This is a genomic window from Herbaspirillum sp. 3R11 (genome assembly GCF_004563925.1).
GTDB lineage: Bacteria > Pseudomonadota > Gammaproteobacteria > Burkholderiales > Burkholderiaceae_D > Herbaspirillum.
In genome coordinates this window covers 662,333-677,648 of sequence record NZ_SPNJ01000001.1, presented here as the reverse complement: position 1 = coordinate 677,648, position 15,316 = coordinate 662,333, and the positions used below count along the sequence as shown (strand labels likewise).

The window sequence follows — 15,316 nt, the reverse complement described above, 5'->3', positions numbered from 1 at the left end:
ATATTCCGCTCGTTTTAATTGTCAATATTGATTAATATAATCAACATAACTCTCTGCCGGAACCACTATGCCCACCTACCTCAGCTCCGCCGAAGCCGCCGCCGCGCTCGGCGTCTCGCGCCAGACCCTGTATGCCTACGTCAGCCGCGGCCTGCTCAGCGCGCAGTCGGACGGCACTGCGCGTGAAAGCCGCTATCTGGAAGAAGAAGTCACGCGCCTGGCGACCCAGCGCACGCGCGGACGCAAGCCGAAGGAAGTCGCCAAGGCCACGCTCAGCTGGGGCCTGCCGGTGCTGGAATCGGCCATCACGCTGATCGAAGACGGCCGGCTCTACTATCGCGGCCGCGACGCTGTCGCGCTGGCGAACTCGCAGTCCGTGGAAGATGTCGCCGCACTGCTGTGGAACGCTGACGTACGACAGGCTTTCGGCCCCGGCGAAGCGACGGCGCATCCCGCCTACGCCGGCCTGCTCAAACATTTCGCCGGACGCCGTGCGGAAGAATCGCTGCTGCCGCTGTTCACGATCGCCAGCGACGACGCCGCCACTGCACTGTGGCAAACCTCGCCCGAGCGCACCGCCGAAGGCAGCGGTGCGCTGATGCGCCTGCTCGCCGCCAGCCTGCTCGGCACGCGACCATCGTCAGCGCCCATCCATGAACAATGCGCCAAGGCGTGGAAGCTGGATGCGCACGGCGCCGCGCTGGTGCGCATGGCGCTGGTGCTGTGCGCCGATCACGAGCTCAACGCCTCGAGTTTCACCGCCCGCTGCGTGGCGTCCACCGGCACCAGCCTGCGCGCCTCGGTGATCGCCGGACTTGCGGCGCTGACCGGCGGCAAGCACGGCGGAACCACGGCACGCGTGGAAGCCTTGCTGGATGAAATCGGTGAGCATGGAAAAGCCGATATTGCTGCCGGATTGCAACGACGCCTGGCGCGCGGCGACGACTTGCCCGGCTTCGGCCACCACCTTTATCCCGACGGCGACGTGCGCGCCAATGCCTTGCTGGCGGAAGTATTGCCGCATCATCCCGCCTGGCGCGACATCATCGGCGCCACCCGCAACCTGATCGGCCAGCATCCGTCGGTGGACTTTGCGCTGGTGGCGCTGCGGCGGCATCTGCAATTGCCGGTGGGCGCCGCCTTCGGCCTGTTCGCGCTGGGGCGCGGCATGGGCTGGATCGCGCAGGCGCTGGAGCAGCGCGCCAGCGGGGAACTGATCCGGCCGCGTGCGGCGTACACCGGTCCACGTCCGGTTCCATCTGTCGTTGATCTCGTAAAATAACGAGACTATTTTCGGCAGTGATACACTACGGCCCATGACTTCGCGCGTAAAAATCCTCCTGCTCTGGCTGCTGGCCTTTGCGATTCCCGTCCAGGGATTCGCTGCCGCGGTGCAGGCCGGTTGCGCGTCGTCGCATCAGATGCCGACAGTGGTTGCGCCTGCTGCTGACACGCATCATCACAGCGGTCATGCCATGCACGACATGAGCACGCAAGCCGACACCGACCACACGATGCCGCATCAGCACAAGGCTTCCTCGGCATCGTGCAGTTCCTGCAGCGTCTGCACCATCGGCGCGGTCCTGCCGCTGGCGCTCGACAAGCTCATCAACCTGCCCGTCGCGGCAGACATCCACGTCGCCGACACGCCGCACGGCTTCGTCGGCTATACGCCGGAAAATCCCGAACGCCCCCCTTCACTGTCCGTGTAATCCCTGAAGCTGCACCGGCGTAATCCGCCTGCAGCTTCCTGCAACCGTTCCGGCGCGTGATGTTGATCGTGCGCCGGCGAACTTGTCGTTTGCACGAGGCTTACATGAATGCATTTCCCTTCTTGCGCAGATTTTTGCGTCCACTCGCGCCGCCGCTGCTTGCCGTTTTTGTTCTTGCGGGCTGTGCGAGTTTCAGCGACGACGGCGGTTTCAACACCGTCAACCAGGCCGCACAACAGCGACTCAACAAAGAAACCAGTTGGACGCGATCTGAACAGGACGCCGACAACGTCGCCCGCCGCGTCCGAGCCATGCTGGCACGACCGCTGGCCGTCGACGACGCGGTACAGATCGCCCTGATCAACAACCGCGAACTGCAGGCTTCCTACAGCGAACTCGGCATCGCCGAGGCCGACCTGGTGCAGGCCGGACGGCTGCCCAATCCAGGCTTCAGTTTCGGGCGAACGCACAGCGGCGGCGACATCAAGATCGAGCGCAGCCTGTCGCTGTCGGTGATGCGTCTGCTGACCATGCCCGCCGCATCGCGCATCGAGGCGCGACGCTTCGAACAGACCAAACTGAAGGTGGCGGACGCCATGTTGCGCACCGCCGCGCAGACGCGCAAGGCTTACTTCCAGAGCATCGCGGCGACGCAGAGTCTGCAGTATCTGGAGCAGGTAAAACAAGCCGCTGAAGTCGCCCACGAGCTCGCCGTGCGCATGGCGAAGAAAGGCAATTTCTCGCAACTCGACGCCGCACGTGAGCAGGCGTTCTACCTCGACACCTCCGCCCAACTGACGCGCGCCCGCACGCAAGCAGTGCAGGAACGCGAAAATCTGATACGTCTGCTTGGACTGCGCCGGCAAGACGGCGAACTGCAATTGCCGCAGCGCCTTCCCGATCTTCCCAAGCAGCCGGTCACGCTGGCTGACAGCGAACAGGTCGCGATGGAACAGCGGCTCGACGTGCAATCGGCAAAACTGGAAGTCGCCGCGCTGCAAACCTCGCTCGGACTCAGCAAAGCCACCCGCTTCGTCAACGTGCTCGATCTCGGCTACGTGCGCAATTCGGAAACCGGCAAGGCCGCCGAAGTCGGCTACCAGGCCGGCATAGAGATCCCGCTGTTCGACTGGGGCGGCGCGCGCGTGGCCAAGGCCGAGGCGATCTACATGCAGGCGGCGCACCGGCTCGCCGCCACCGCCGTGCAGGCGCAATCGGAAGTGCGCGTCGCCTATGCCGCGCAGCAGAACGCCTACGCCCTGGCCCGCCAGTATCGCGATGACGTAGTGCCGCTGCGCAAACGCATCTCCGACGAATACCTGCTGCGCTACAACGGCATGCTGGCGAGCGTATTCGAACTGCTGGCCGATGCGCGCGAACAAGCCAACGCCGTCAATGCCGCCATCGACGCATCACGCGACTACTGGATCGCCGACAGCGACCTGCAGCTGGCGCTGGGCGGACGGAGCGCTCCTGCACCAAACAATATTGAAGGAAACAGACATGACTGACGCCGCCAACAAACTGAGCCGCCGCGCCTTCCTGCAAGGGTCCGCGCTGGCTGTCGGCGCCACCGCCGTCACGCGCATCGGCGCCGCCTCGCTGCCCGAAGCCGCGGTGCAAAGCAGCGCCGCCACGCAAGCGCCGCTGATACCGCCCAACGGCCGGCCCTATCATCCCGTCGTCACCCTCAACGGCTGGTCGCTGCCCTGGCGCATGAACAACGGTGTCAAGGAATTCCACCTCGTCGCCGAACCGGTGGTGCGCGAAATCGCCCCCGGCATGAAAGCCAACCTGTGGGGCTACAACGGCCAAAGCCCCGGCCCCACCATCGAAGTCGTGGAAGGCGACCGCGTGCGCATCTTCGTCACCAACAAGCTGCCTGAACACACTTCGGTGCACTGGCACGGCCAGCGCCTGCCCAACGGCATGGACGGCGTCACCGGCCTGACCCAGCCGGGTATCCCGCCGGGCAAGACCTTCGTCTACGAATTCACGGCGCGCCGCGCGGGCACCTTCATGTACCACCCGCATGCCGATGAAATGGTGCAGATGGCGATGGGCATGATGGGCTTCTGGATCACGCATCCCAAGGATCCGAACTTCATGCGCGTGGACCGCGATTTCGTCTTCCTGCTCAACGCCTACGACATCGAACCGGGCGCCGCCACGCCCAAGGTCAATACCATGCTCGACTTCAACCTGTGGACCTGGAACAGCCGCGCTTTCCCCGGCATCGACGCGCTGCCGGTGCGGCAGAACGACCGCGTGCGCATCCGCGTCGGCAACCTGACCATGACCAATCATCCCATCCACCTGCACGGCCATGAATTCGTCGTCACCGGCACCGACGGCGGCTGGACTCCTACCGCTTCGCGCTGGCCTGAAGTCAGCGCCGACATCGCGGTCGGCCAGATGCGCGCGATCGAATTCGACGCCACCGAAGAAGGCGACTGGGCGCTGCATTGCCACAAGTCGCACCACACCATGAACGCCATGGGCCACAGCGTGCCGACCATGATCGGCGTCGAACAGGCCGACCTGGCGAAGAAGATCAACCGCCTCATTCCCGACTACATGGTGATGGGCGACAAGGGCGGCGCCATGGGCGACATGGAGATGCCGCTGCCCGACAACACGCTGCCGATGATGGGCGGAGCCGGACCTTACGGATCGCTGGAAATGGGCGGCATGTTCAGCGTCGTCAAGGTGCGCAAGAACCTGGCGCGCAACGACTACCGCGACCCCGGCTGGTACCAGGCGCCGCCCGGCACGGTCGCTTACGAGTGGCGCGGCGCCGGTCAACCGGCCGTCGCCGCACCCGGCCCAAAAACCAAAGTCGACGACAACACCGTCAACGTCGTTCGTCGCACACACCAACACTGATCAAAGGAAAATTTCATGAAAAAAACTGCCTTCGCCATCCTCCTCGCCGCCGCCGGCCTCCTGTCTGTTTTGCCTGCCGCAGCGCAAGAAATGAATCACGGCATGCATGCCATGCAGACCGGCTCTGCGACCGCACCGCAAGTCCACGGCGAAATCCGCAAGGTCGACACTGACACCGGCAAGATCACCATTCGTCACGCCGACATCCCCAACCTCGGCATGCCACCAATGACGATGGTGTTCCGCGCCGCCGCCCCGGACTTGCTGGCCAAGGCCAAGGTGGGCGACCAGATCCTGTTCACCGCCGAGAAGACCAACGGCGTGCTGACCGTGACCTCCATCGAAGCTGAACCGGTGAAGTAAGCTGCTCTGCGCCGGCAAGACTCGCGACAGCAAATCGGGCTATCATCGTCGTTCCGGAAAAGTACGCAGCGCGCACATCGCCCACCTTGTGCGCGCCGGCCCACTTGCCGCCATAACAACGACAGGAGACCGCATGAGCGCCCACATCATCGACACCACCCCCGAAGCCTACAGCTACCCGCTGCTGATCAAGCAATTGCTGCACTCCTCCATGGCGACCGCGCCCGACCAGGAAATCGTCTACGGCATCGACAACCAGCGCCGCCATACCTACGCCGACCTTAACGTGCGCATCCAGCGCCTCGGCAACATGCTGCGCGAACTCGGCCTGCAGCGCGGCAATACCGTCGCCGTGATGGACTGGGACAGCCACCGCTATCTCGAATGCTTCTTCGCCGTGCCGATGCTCGGCTGCGTGCTGCAGACCGTCAATGTGCGCCTGTCGCCGGAACAAATCGCCTACACGCTGAACCATGCGCAGGCCGACGTGCTGCTGGTGAATTCGGATTTCATGCCCATCCTCAAGCAGATCCGCGGCGAGCTCAAGACGCTCACGCGCTGCGTGCTGATCACCGACGACGGCACGCCGGCGCCGCGCGGTCCCGGCTTCGCGGGCGAGTACGAAGAACTGCTGGCGCAAGCCTCGCCGACCTGCGAGTTCCCCGACTTCGACGAGAACGCGCGCGCCACCACTTTCTACACCACCGGCACCACCGGCCTGCCCAAGGGCGTCTACTTCAGCCATCGCCAGCTGGTGCTGCACACGCTGGCGGTGACTGCCGGCCTGGCGCTGGCGCCGCAGCAAGGACGCCTGCATCGCGACGACGTCTACATGCCGCTCACGCCGATGTTCCACGTGCACGCCTGGGGCCTGCCCTACGTCGCCACGATGGCCGGGCTCAAACAGGTCTATCCGGGCCGCTACGTGCCCGACACCATTCTCAAACTGATCGATACGGAGAAGGTCACCTTCTCGCATTGCGTGCCGACCATCCTGCACATGGTGCTGAGCGCGCCGGCGGCAAAAGACGTCGATCTGTCGAACTGGAAAATGATCATCGGCGGCTCGGCCATGACCAGCGCGCTGGCGCAGACGGCGCGCGAACGCGGCATTGACGTCTTCACCGGCTACGGCATGTCGGAGACCTGCCCGATCCTTTCGCTGGCGCACGTACCCACCGCCGAACTCGGCACCGGACAAGACGTTGCCACACGCGTGAAGACCGGCCGCCCGATACCGCTGGTGGCGCTGCGTACGGTCGACGCCGAGATGAACGACTGCCCGCACGACGGCAAGAGCACCGGCGAAGTGGTGGTGCGCGCGCCCTGGCTCACGCAAGGCTACCTGCACAATCCGGAGGCGTCGCAAGGTCTGTGGGAAGGCGGCTGGCTGCACACGCAGGACATCGGCAACATCGATGCGCGCGGCTATCTGCAGGTCACCGATCGCATCAAGGATGTGATCAAGACCGGCGGCGAATGGGTGTCGTCCCTGGAGATCGAAGAAATCATCGCGCGTCACCCCGCGGTGGCGGAGATCGCGGTGATCGGCGTGAAGGATGCCAAATGGGGCGAACGCCCGGTGGCGCTGGTGGTGCTCAAGGCTGACCAGGCCGGCAAGATCGACGCCGACGACATCCGCAAGCTGGTGCTGGCGGCAGCCGACGACGGCGTGATTTCAAAATACGGCGTGCCGGATCGCATCGAGTTCGTGAAAGAACTGGCGCGCACCAGCGTCGGCAAGCTCAACAAGCGCGTGATGCGCGAGCAGTATCCGTCGTGACAGGCTGGCGTGACCGATTGCACGACATCCGGGCGCTCAGAACAAGTTCAGTCGTCCTGTGACATCACGCGGTTCTTGCCGCCCTGCTTGGCCTTGTAGAGACGTTTGTCCGCCAGGCGGATCAGGTCGCTCTGGGTCTGTTCTTCCTTGGGAATCACGGTCGCCGCGCCGACGCTGACGGTGACCCATTCGCCGGTGGTCGAATGCGCATGGCCGATGTGCAAGGCTTCCACCATCTCGCGCAATTTTTCGCCGGCAGCGCGCGCGCCTTCGGCATCGGTGCCCGGCAGGATGACCGCGAACTCTTCGCCGCCGTAGCGTGCGCTGAGGTCGGATGAACGCACCGCGCTGGCTTCCATCGCACGTGCGACATTCTTGAGCACCTGATCGCCGGCGACGTGGCCGTAATTGTCGTTGTACAGCTTGAAGTTGTCGACGTCGATCAGCAGCAGGGAAATCTCTTGCTGCACGCGCTTGGCGCGCTTCCATTCCGCGTTCAGGTAATCATCGAAATAGCGGCGGTTGGCGATGCTGGTCAGGCCGTCGGTATTGGTCAGGCGCTGCAGTTCGAAATTGCTCTTCTGCAGTTGCTGCTGGCTCTCGCGCAAGGCACGGTAGGCGGCGTCGCGCTGCAGCTGGTTGTTGTACGAGCGCGAGTGGTAGCGGATGCGTGCGATCAGTTCGATCGTGTCCGGCAGCTTCACCATGTAATCGTTGACGCCGGTGGCGAAGGCGTCGCGCTTGACCAGCGGGTCTTCCTTGCTCGACAGCACGATGATCGGAATATCCATCGTCAGCGGATTGCTGCGGTACTGCTTCACCAGCGTGAGGCCGTCGACGCCGGGCATCACCAGATCCTGCAGGATCACGGTGGGCTGGGTCTTTTCGGCAATGCCCTGGGCGTCTTCAGCGCGCGAACAGAAATGGAAATCGATGTCGGCTTCGGTCAGCAGCGCACGCCGGATCGCTTCGCCGACCATGGCCTGGTCATCGACCAGCAACACCATGATCTTGTAGTCGGCCGGCGGCAGTTGTATGCCGAGGTCGCTGTCGTTACTGTCATTGCTGACATTACCGGTAAGAGTCGGGGACTCCATCTTGTCGTTCCTTTGCATCATGTAAATTGACTGACCAGCGCCTTGGCGATGTTCGCTATCGGTAAAATTTCGGTGGCGGCATCCAGCGCCGCTGCCGCCTTCGGCATGCCGTAGACGGAACTGCTCTCGCGATCCTGGGCGATCGTGTGATATCCGGCGTCGCGGATGGCTTTCAAACCGGCCGCGCCGTCGCGCCCCATGCCGGTCAGCAACACGCCCACAGCCTGGCCGCGCCACTGCCGCACCACGCTGTTGAAAAAAACGTCGATCGACGGATGGTAGACATCCTCCGGCGACTCGGGTACGTAGCCGAGGCTGTCGCGGCTCCTGAACAGCAAATGCTGATTGGTGCCCGCCATGAGCACCGTGCCGCGTTGCGGACGATCGCCCTCTTGCGCCACCTTCACCGCCAGTCCGCTTTGTTGCTGCAACCAGCCCGCCATGCCGCCGGCAAAACCGGGGTCGATGTGCTGCACGATCACGATGGCCGCCGGAAATGTATCGGGAAGCGTGCGCAATATGGTCGCCAATGCGCCCGGACCTCCTGCCGACGCACCGATCGCCACCAACTTGTCGGAAACTGTCGGCGCCAACGGCGTTCGCCTCGGCTCGATCTTCGGGCGCGCGACCGATGACTGCGCAGACTTGCGTTCCATGCGACCTATCCGGTCGATTTTTTCCATCAGCACGGCCGAACCCTGACGCCAGTCGCTGCCCGACAACGCCGGCGTATCGACGGCGTCGAGCGCGCCATGGCCGAGCGCCTGGTAGACCTTGTCGGCGCAAGCGCCGATGTCGGCCGTGACGATCAGGATCGGGCACGGCGTCTGCTGCATGATGCGGCGCGTGGCTTCGACGCCGTCCATGCCCGGCATGACGATATCCATCAGGATCAGGTCCGGCAATTGCCAGGCGCACAGCTCAACCGCTTGCGCGCCGTCCTGCGCCACCCAGAGCAACTGGTGTTCGGGCCACTCCGCCAGCACGCGGCGCAGGATCTCGACCACCATGGAGACGTCGTTGACGATGGCGATCTTCATCAGGCGACTCCGATCAGATCGACCACCGCCTGCAGCAGCGTCTCGTCGTGGAAACTGCTCTTGGTGAAATAGTGATCGGCGCCGGCTTCGAGGCCGCGCTGGCGATCTTCTTCACGATCCTTGTACGACACGATCATCACCGGCAGATTGCGCAGATGCGATGCCTGGCGAATCAGCGTGACCAGCTCGATGCCGTCCATGCGCGGCATGTCGATGTCGGTAATGACGAGGTCGAACGGTTCGGTGCGCACGGCGTTCCAGCCGTCCATGCCGTCAACCGCCACGGTGACCTGGTAGCCGCGATTGCTCAGCAGCTTGCGCTCCAGTTCACGCACCGTCAGCGAGTCGTCCACCACCAGTACTTTCTTGCGCGCTGCGCCGGCATCCTCTGCGGTGGCCTGGCCGACGCTTTCGAGTTGGCCGGCGACGCTGAGCTTCTCCACCGAACGCAGCATGTCGGCCACATCCAGGATCAGCACCGGCGCGCCGTCTTCCATCAAGGCGCCGGCTTGCACGTTGGGAATCTTGCCCAGGCGCGTATCGAGCGCCTGCACCACCAGCATGCGCTCGCCGAGGAAGCGATCCACCGCCAGGCCATAGGTATGTTCGTTGTCGCCGATGACCACCACCATGACCGACTCGCCCCTTGCCCGCAACTCGCCTTTCTGCAAAATCTGGTGCGCGCTGACGAGACCGATCTGACGGCCTTCGAAACTGAAATGCTGGTAACCCTCGAGCACGTCCAGCTCGTCGCGCTGCAACTCCAGCGTGCGATTGACGTAGGCCAGCGGGAACGCGTACGGTTCGCCGTCAATACTCACCAGCAGGCTGCGGATCACCGACAGCGTCAGCGGCAATTGCAGCTGGAAGCGGGTACCCTGCCCGGCCGTGCTGGTGATGCGCACCGTGCCGCGCACCTGCTTGAGCATGTCGGCGACAACGTCGAGGCCGACGCCGCGGCCAGAGATATCGGTGACCGTGTCGCGCAGGCTGAAGCCGGGCAGCAGCAGGAATTCCAGCAGCTCGGCTTCGCTCAGGCGCGCGACGATATCCTCAGTCGACAACTTGCGTGCGACGATGGCCTGCTTCAATCGCTCCATGTCGATGCCGGCGCCGTCGTCGCTGACGTTGACCTGCAGCATGCCGGCGCTATGGCGCGCTTCCAGCGTAATACGGCCCTGCTCCGGCTTGCCTGCCTGCAGGCGCTGCTGCGGCGATTCGATGCCGTGGTCGACGGCGTTGCGCAACAGGTGACCGATCGGGGCGTCGAGTTTTTCCAGGATGTCGCGGTCGATCTGGGTGGCGTTGCCGACAATGTCCAGCCGCACCGACTTGCCCAGCGTGTTGCCGACGTCGCGCACCATGCGGGCGTAGTTGCCGGAGCCTGCCCCGGCGCCGTCCGAAAATGGCCGCATGCGGCAGGCCAGCGCTTCTTCATAGAGGCGCTGCGACAGATTGACGGAATGACGATCGAACATCTCGAGCTCGGCCAGCTGGTCGCCGACCATGTGCTGCGATTGCAGCATCAGCGCGCGCACTTCATTGAGCGCGACTTGCGCGGCGTCGCCGCCGGCGCCCATCTTTTGCTGCAACATGTCGAGCGCTTGCGCGGCTTCGCGTTGCAAGCGCTTGACGCGCAGCATCGATGCGGCAAACGGTTTGAGGCGGCGCGATTCCACCAGCGATTCGCCGCTCAGGCTGAGCAGGCGGTCGAGATTGTCGGCGGAGACACGCACCGAACGGCCGCCGCCGGCGGGCACGCTGTCGCGGGTTTCGGTTGATATGGCTGGAGTTGGCGCCGCGACTGAAGTTGCTTCCGGCGCGTTGGCGACGACCGGGGTTGCTTCCCCGGCATCGTCGCTGCTGTCTGTCATCGCCACGCTGAGCGCCAGCATGAAGGCGTCGATCTCGGGCTTGCCGTCCTTGTCGCCCCAGCTTTCGTCGTCACCCGGTGCATTGGCGATACGCTCCAGCAAGTCGACGCCCTTGAACAAGGCGTCGATCTGCCGGCGCCGCAAGCTCAGCTTGCCCTGCTGCGCCAGTACAAAACAATCTTCCATCACGTGCGCGACGTTGACGCCGGCGTTAAGCGTGATGATGCGCGCCGCACCCTTGAGCGAATGGGCGGCGCGCATGCAGGCTTCCAGCGGCTCGGCCAACTGCTCGGGATCGACGTCGCCGCCGTGGCGTTCCAGTTCGAGCAGACCGGCGTTGAGTACCTGCACCTGGCTTTCCACTTCGTGCCGGAACAGTTCCAGCATGGTCATCTGCCGCAGATCGGGAGAACTCATGTCAGGCTCCGATTCAAGGCATAAAACAGCAAACCGCAGTCGAGCAGGCCGAGTTGCCGGTCGCGCCAGGAGATCAGCGATTGCGTGTAGGTCATGCCGGCATGCGCCATGGTCGACGGCGGCGGCTGCACGGCATCGGCGGCATAGCCGTAGACACCGGCGACTTCATTGACCGGGAACACCAGCACCTGCTGTTCATGCTCCACCACCAGCAGGCGTTGTGCAGTCTTGGCGGAAGCAATATCGGTATCGGTATCGGCATCGGCCATGCCAAGCATGCGGCCGAGCGACACGCAGATCTTCAGCGCGCCGCGGATATTGGTCAGCCCCAGCACGGCCGGATTGGCCTGGCCCGGCAAGCTGTGGACGGCGCGCGCCTCGATCACTTCGACCACGGCCGCAGTCGGAAACGCCAGCCATTCGGCGCCGACGCGAAACGCCAGCATTGATGCCGTGGCATCGCCGCGACCACGCACTTGCGCTTCGCCTTCGCCCTTCGGTACAAACAAACCGGCCCCCGCCTCGTCGCCAAACACAGGCCGGTCGAGCAGCGCCGACGCGGCCGACGCAAAGGTCGGGCAATTGAGGCAGCGGAAATATTCTTTCAACTTGGCGCAGCTGTTGTCGCCGCGTACGCCGATACGATTCCAGCAATCGTCGACGGCGATTTCCACGACGAATGGAGCGGAGGCGAAATCAGACATGCGAGCGCTCCTCATTGGCCTGCTTCAGTTGCGCCTGTTGGGCGCGTTCCGCGCGTTCCTGCAAACGCTGCGCGCCCGCATCGTCGCCCTGTGCCGCCAGCAAGGCGGCCAGATGCAACAAGGCTTCGCGGTGGTCGGGTTGCAGATAGATCGCCTTGCGGTACAGCTGCTGCGCGGCGCTGGCATCCTGGCGCGCATCGCTGATCAGGCCTTGCAAATGGTAAGCGTCGGCGTTGGGACCCACAGCATTCAGTTGCTCGCACAGCGCCTCGGCCTGTGCCAGTTCGCCGCGGTCGGCGCAGGCGCGCGCCTGCGCGAGCAAGTCATCCTGTACAACGGCAGACGGCGCCGCTTCGGGAATGCGTTGACGTACCTGCGCGGGCCGTACGCGCAGCGGCGGCGCAGGTTCAGGCGCGACAATCCGGGGAATTGCCGCCACCATCTTCAGTGGCGGCAGCGGCAAGTCCACGCGATCAACCACTTTCTTGCGGCGGAAACCGAAACTGAGCGGGATGCCGATGGATTCGATATGCGGCTTGAGCAGCAATCCTGCCTCAGCCGGGCCGACGAAAATGCAACCGTCGCGGTCCAGCAGGCGCTCCAGCACCTGCACCGCCTGCTGTTGCACGTCGCGGTCGAAGTAGATCAGCACGTTGCGGCAAAAAATGAAATCGTAAGGCGCTTCGTTGCGCATGAAGTCGGGCGACAGCATGTTGCCGAAGCGGAAAGCGACCTGCTGCCGCACGTCCTCGTCCAGCGCCCAGTCGTGCTGGCCGGCGCCTTCGTGACCGTCGGTGAAATGGCGTTCGCGATACTCGAGCTGTTTGCCGCGGAACGAATTGCGGCCGTAGACCGCGCGCTGCGCTGCGGCCAATGAACGATGGCAGATGTCGACGCCGTCGATGCGGAATTGCGCGGGCGGCACGCCGGCCTCGAGCAGCGCCATCGCGATGGAATACGGCTCTTCGCCGGTCGAACACGGCAGGCTCAGGATGCGTACGGTGGCGTTGGAGGCGTCAGGCGCGCGGATGATTTTTTCGCGGGCCAGCCGCGCCACAGCGAGGATCGCTTCGCGATCGCGGAAGAACCAGGTTTCCGGCACGACCACGAGTTCAATGAGTTCCTGCAGTTCGCCCACGCCGGATTGCAGGACATGCAGGTAGCCGGTCATGTCGGCCTCGCCCAGCACCTTCATGCGCTCGCGCACGCCGCGCTCGATCAGCGCGCTGCCGACCGCGGCAATGTCCAGCCCCATGTGTTGCTTGAGCATGGCGGCAATCGGCCCGACTGCTGCGTGGTAGTCGTGGGAAATCAGGGAAGCATTGGCGCTCATGCCGGGCTCTCCTCGGGGAACAGCAAGGCCTGGACGTCGGCGTCGAGCATATCGGCCACCTTGATCCATTGGATCAGGCTGTCGCCCTGGCGCATGACGGGACCGAGGTAGCGCGCATTGTCGTGCGCCAGGCCGGAGCCGGTGAAATCAGCCGCTTCGCAGCGCAGCGTGTCGGTGGCGCGTTCGACGATCAGGCCCAGCAATTGTGATGCCTGTCTTTCCGGCGTGTAATGGACCAGCACCATGCGTGTGCTCAGGCGCGCGGCGGCAGGCGTGCCAAGCGCCAGCATGCTGACGTCCAGCACCGGCACGTTGCGTCCCTCGTGACTGAAGATGCCGCGCACCCACGGCGGCGCCTCGGGCACCTGCTTGCATGGCGCCGGCGGCAATACCACCGCCACCTCGGCGGCGTCGAGCGCATAGCGCTCATTGCCGATCTGGAAAATCAGGAACAGCATGGCCGGCCGCTCAGGCCGATACCTTGAAGCGCGAGACGCCGTTGCGCAAGCCGTTCGACACCAGATTCAGTTCGTCGATGGCCTGGCTCGATTGCTGCAGCGACTCGACGGTCTGCTGGGCTGATTCGCTCAGCTGCAGCAGCGCCTGGTTGATCTGTTCGGCGCTGTTGGCCTGCGCCTGCATGCCTTCGTTGACCACCTGGAAGCGCGGCGCCAGCGCCTGCACCTGGGCGATGATCTGCGACAGCTGGGTGCCGACCTGCTGGACTTCGGCCATACCGCGACGAACCTGGTCGGAGAACTTGTCCATGCCCATGACGCCGGCGGCGACCGCCGACTGGATTTCCTTGACCATCAGTTCGATGTCGTAAGTGGCCACCGCGGTCTGGTCGGCCAGGCGGCGGATTTCAGTCGCCACGACCGAGAAGCCGCGGCCGTATTCGCCGGCCTTCTCCGCCTCGATGGCGGCGTTCAGCGACAGCAGATTGGTCTGGTCGGCGACCTTGGTGATGGTGGTGACGACCTGGTTGATGTTGCCGGCCTTCTCGTTGAGGATGGCCAGCTTGCCGCTGACCGAGCCGGCCGCTTCCATGACGTCCTGCATGGTGTCTTCCATGCGCGTCAGGCCGCTCTGGCCGCTGCCGGCCAGCGTGGCGGCCTGTTCCGACACCAGCGAGACTTCGTTCATGGTGCGCACCAGGTCGCGCGAGGTGGCGAAAATTTCGCGCGAGGTGACGCCGATTTCGGTGGTGGTGGCGGCCGTCTCGGAGGCAGTCGCTTGCTGCTGACGCGAAGTCGCGGCGATTTCAGTCACTGAGGTGGAGACCTGGGCCGACGATTTCTGCGCCTGGCCGACCAGCGCGGTGAGTTCATCAGTCATGCGGTTGAAGCCTGCCGCCAGATGTGAAAACTCGTCGCGGCGCTCGAAATACAGCCGTTGCGAAAAATCGCCGGCGCGCATCACGTCGAGGATACCCATCAGGCGCTGCATAGGGCCGGTAATCGCGCGCAGCAAGAAGTAGCCGCACACCACCGCCGCCGCCAGCGCGGCGATCACGGCGATCAGCATGCTGGTCTTGGCCTGGGTCACCGCGTCGGTGATGCGTTGCGCCGAATCGTCGGAAATGGTCTTGTTGATCTCCACCATTTTCTGCGTCAGCGTATAACCGGTGCGCCAGGCTGGGCGCAGCTGGTCCGAAATAATCTTGTAGACGGCCGGATTGGGGCTGGACAAATCCATGCGCAGGATTTCCTGCTGGATCTGCCGGTACGCCATGCGCGCCTGCTTGAACTGGTCGAACAAGGTGCGATCGCGGGTGGTGAAGATGGTCTTTTCGTACTCTTCCTGCAGATGATTGAGGCGTTCGCCGTTGGCGCGCAGCAGCGCGATGTCGGCCTGGCGTGTCGCCTCGGTATCGTCAACCTGGGCGATTTGCTGGCCCAGCAGCAGGTTTTCATACCAGGCAGCGTTGATCATGGTGCTGTAATACAGGCCGGGCGTGGAGTCCTGGCGCAGGCTGGTGGCCTCGTCGTCGATCTTGGCCAGCCTGGTGTAGGCGATTCCGGCCATGACCGCCATCAGGATCAGGATGACCGCAAAGCTGCCGAGGATTCGCTGTTTGATCGTCCAATTTTTCATGCTGACGGGG

General features: G+C 64.1%; 13 protein-coding genes. 6 read left to right on the top strand and 7 right to left on the bottom strand.

Features of this window, described 5'->3' with window-relative positions; all coding sequences use genetic code 11:
* Positions 1 to 67 precede the first annotated feature (67 nt).
* The 6 genes from E4P32_RS03170 (at position 68) to E4P32_RS03145 (ending at position 6,744) form a co-directional block, all read left to right on the top strand.
* On the top strand, positions 68 to 1,282 hold the full coding sequence (locus E4P32_RS03170) for a citrate synthase (RefSeq protein ID WP_116433298.1): 1,215 nt from the start codon (positions 68 to 70) through the stop codon (positions 1,280 to 1,282).
* Between the two features lie 34 nt (positions 1,283 to 1,316).
* Positions 1,317 to 1,712, top strand: coding sequence for a hypothetical protein (locus E4P32_RS03165; protein WP_116433299.1), 396 nt, complete (start codon positions 1,317 to 1,319; stop codon positions 1,710 to 1,712).
* 104 nt (positions 1,713 to 1,816) lie between these two features.
* On the top strand, positions 1,817 to 3,223 hold the full coding sequence (locus tag E4P32_RS03160) for a TolC family protein (protein WP_116433300.1): 1,407 nt from the start codon (positions 1,817 to 1,819) through the stop codon (positions 3,221 to 3,223).
* Complete coding sequence (locus E4P32_RS03155) at positions 3,216 to 4,598, top strand: copper oxidase (RefSeq protein ID WP_116433301.1); 1,383 nt, start codon at positions 3,216 to 3,218, stop codon at positions 4,596 to 4,598. Before E4P32_RS03160 ends, E4P32_RS03155 begins: the two co-directional genes overlap by 8 nt.
* A 15-nt stretch (positions 4,599 to 4,613) precedes the next feature.
* Positions 4,614 to 4,961: a copper-binding protein gene (locus E4P32_RS03150; RefSeq protein ID WP_116433302.1), complete on the top strand. Its 348-nt coding sequence runs from the start codon at positions 4,614 to 4,616 to the stop codon at positions 4,959 to 4,961.
* Between the two features lie 133 nt (positions 4,962 to 5,094).
* A complete protein-coding gene (locus E4P32_RS03145) occupies positions 5,095 to 6,744 on the top strand; it encodes a fatty acid--CoA ligase (RefSeq protein ID WP_116433303.1) in 1,650 nt (549 codons plus the stop codon).
* A 47-nt stretch (positions 6,745 to 6,791) separates the two neighbouring features.
* Here the strand turns inward: E4P32_RS03145 and E4P32_RS03140 are convergent, their stop codons facing one another.
* The 7 genes from E4P32_RS03140 to E4P32_RS03110 form a co-directional block, all read right to left on the bottom strand.
* A complete protein-coding gene (locus E4P32_RS03140; RefSeq protein ID WP_116433921.1) occupies positions 6,792 to 7,751 on the bottom strand; it encodes a diguanylate cyclase in 960 nt (319 codons plus the stop codon).
* Between the two features lie 107 nt (positions 7,752 to 7,858).
* Positions 7,859 to 8,881: a chemotaxis response regulator protein-glutamate methylesterase gene (locus E4P32_RS03135; RefSeq protein ID WP_116433304.1), complete on the bottom strand. Its 1,023-nt coding sequence runs from the start codon at positions 8,879 to 8,881 to the stop codon at positions 7,859 to 7,861.
* Positions 8,881 to 11,172: a hybrid sensor histidine kinase/response regulator gene (locus E4P32_RS03130; RefSeq protein WP_116433305.1), complete on the bottom strand. Its 2,292-nt coding sequence runs from the start codon at positions 11,170 to 11,172 to the stop codon at positions 8,881 to 8,883. The genes E4P32_RS03135 and E4P32_RS03130 overlap by 1 nt, the downstream gene beginning before the upstream one ends.
* Positions 11,169 to 11,876 carry a chemotaxis protein CheW gene (locus E4P32_RS03125; protein WP_116433306.1) on the bottom strand — a complete coding sequence of 236 codons (708 nt, stop codon included), beginning with the start codon at positions 11,874 to 11,876 and terminating at the stop codon, positions 11,169 to 11,171. The genes E4P32_RS03130 and E4P32_RS03125 overlap by 4 nt, the downstream gene beginning before the upstream one ends.
* Positions 11,869 to 13,209 (bottom strand): protein-glutamate O-methyltransferase CheR, encoded by a 1,341-nt coding sequence (locus tag E4P32_RS03120; RefSeq protein ID WP_116433307.1) that lies wholly within the window; start codon positions 13,207 to 13,209, stop codon positions 11,869 to 11,871. Before E4P32_RS03120 ends, E4P32_RS03125 begins: the two co-directional genes overlap by 8 nt.
* On the bottom strand, positions 13,206 to 13,667 hold the full coding sequence (locus E4P32_RS03115) for a chemotaxis protein CheW (RefSeq protein WP_116433308.1): 462 nt from the start codon (positions 13,665 to 13,667) through the stop codon (positions 13,206 to 13,208). The genes E4P32_RS03120 and E4P32_RS03115 overlap by 4 nt, the downstream gene beginning before the upstream one ends.
* A gap of 10 nt (positions 13,668 to 13,677) precedes the next feature.
* Complete coding sequence (locus E4P32_RS03110) at positions 13,678 to 15,306, bottom strand: methyl-accepting chemotaxis protein (RefSeq protein ID WP_116433309.1); 1,629 nt, start codon at positions 15,304 to 15,306, stop codon at positions 13,678 to 13,680.
* Between the last annotated feature and the right edge of the window lie 10 nt (positions 15,307 to 15,316).